The organism is Methylobacterium sp. E-065, assembly GCF_022829605.1.
Classification (GTDB): domain Bacteria; phylum Pseudomonadota; class Alphaproteobacteria; order Rhizobiales; family Beijerinckiaceae; genus Methylobacterium.
This window is the reverse complement of record NZ_JAKSYD010000176.1, coordinates 1-1,654: the sequence shown is the minus strand read 5'-3', so window position 1 is coordinate 1,654 and position 1,654 is coordinate 1. Positions and strand designations below refer to the sequence as shown.

Here is a 1,654-nt window from a genome sequence, read left to right as displayed (position 1 = left end):
GGTCTTCTGCGCCTCGCCCTTCAGCTCCTGCACCTTGCCCTCGGCCACCAGCTTGTCGTTGCCGGTCACCTGGCCGGCCGCCTGCTTGACGTTGCCGACGGCCTCGTTGGCCAGACCCTTCAGCTTGTCGGTCGTGCTGCTCATCGCGTGATCTCCTGCTGGACGTGGAGGCCGGGCGTCCCGGCCGGGATGGAGGCCCCCGCAGCGACGGGGGCCCGTGAAGGGGCTCAGACCCGACGGGTCTCGTAGGCGCCGAGCAGCGTCGTCGGCTTCGGGGCGCCGAAGCGGCCGCCGAAGAACGCCGCCAGCGCGCCCAGGATCAGCGCGATCGCCGCGTAGAACGCACCCTGCGTCGCCGCCGACTTCGCCGTCACGGCCGCGGCCTCGGCCTTCTGCTTGGCCGTGGTGACCGCCTGCTCGTACTGCTTCTGGTAGTCGTCGATCTGCGCCTTGGCCTGGTCCGGCGAAACGCCCTGCGCCTTGGCCAGCGCGTCGGCGGCGCGGCTCTTGGCCTGCTCCTTCTGGGCCGGATCACCGGTCAGCACCGCCTTCACGGCGGCCACCGCCGCGTCCTTGGCGGCCTGCGGGTCCTGCCCGGCGGACTGCTCGCGGACCTTCTGCTCGATCCCGTCGAACGGGTTCGAGATCTTCGACAGCGACGGCGCAGCCGCCTGCGCGGCGGTCTGGATCGTGCCGCCGACGAGGTTGCCCGCGCCGCCGAGCGCCCCTGAGACCGTGCTGAGCGTGCCGCCGACGAGGCCGCTGGCCGCCGAGGTCAGCAGGTACAGCACCACCAGGGTGGTCACCGCCCACGACACCAGCCCGTGGAGCGCGGCCGCGCCCGGCAGCGGCTTGCCCGACAGGCGGCCGGCGATCAGGCCGCCGGCCAGCGAGGCCACGATGCCCGAGGCGACGAACCAGAGGCCCGCGCCCATCGAGACCGTCGAGGCGGACGGGTTGTCGGCGGCCTGGGTGCCGACCGAGGCCAGCCCCACGCCGACGCCGACGAGGTTGACGATGACCTGGGTCACCAGGGCGGTCACGGCGCCGGCGAAGATGGCGCCCCACGACACCTCGTTGAGCAGCACGGTGCGCGTGTCGGCCTGTGCGGCTGTGGTGGCGAGCGGGGAAGCGGTCGTCTGGATGGTCACTCTATCACTCCGGGTCGGTGGTCTTCAGATGGGGAAGGCGTTCAATCGCGGGTCGCGTTGACCAGCAGGCCGAGGCCGAAGCCCACGGCACCGGCGATCAGCAGCGAGGCGAGCGGATACTCGGCGACCTGGCCGGTCACGCCGCCCTGGCGCAGGGCGCGGGCGCCGCGGTCGTAGGCGTCCCCGGCGTAGTCGGAGGCATCGTCCGCCGCGCGCCGCACCGAGCGTCGGGCCCGGTCGAAATGGTCCTCGGCCGCACCCTGAGCCTGGCGGGCCCGGTGCTCGATGTCGTCGGAGCCGACGAGGCCGCCCACGGTCTCGCGGATGCGTCCGCCGATGTCGCGGGCGGTGTCGGCGACGGTCTCGGCCGCGTCGCGCACGGTGTCCTTGGCCTGGCCGTAGAGGTTCTCGGCCTTGCCGGCCGCCTCGCGGGCGCGGCCCTCGGCCGAGTCCCGCTGCGAGCCGGTGAGGTCGCCCACCGCGCCCTGCACCTTGCCGCCGAG

At 73.6% G+C, this 1,654-nt stretch carries 3 protein-coding genes; all 3 read right to left on the bottom strand.

All coding sequences use genetic code 11. The features are described 5' to 3' along the window. Nucleotides 1-144, bottom strand: a 144-nt coding sequence (locus MKK84_RS22170) for a CsbD family protein (protein WP_243923726.1), incomplete at its 3' end; no start/stop codon positions are given. An 83-nt stretch (nucleotides 145-227) separates the two neighbouring features. Then, nucleotides 228-1,151 (bottom strand): PhnA-like protein, encoded by a 924-nt coding sequence (locus MKK84_RS22165; RefSeq protein ID WP_243923724.1) that lies wholly within the window; start codon nucleotides 1,149-1,151, stop codon nucleotides 228-230. Between the two features lie 41 nt (nucleotides 1,152-1,192). After that, nucleotides 1,193-1,654 (bottom strand): CsbD family protein (locus tag MKK84_RS22160; protein WP_243923722.1); only part of this gene is annotated, 462 nt, incomplete at its 5' end.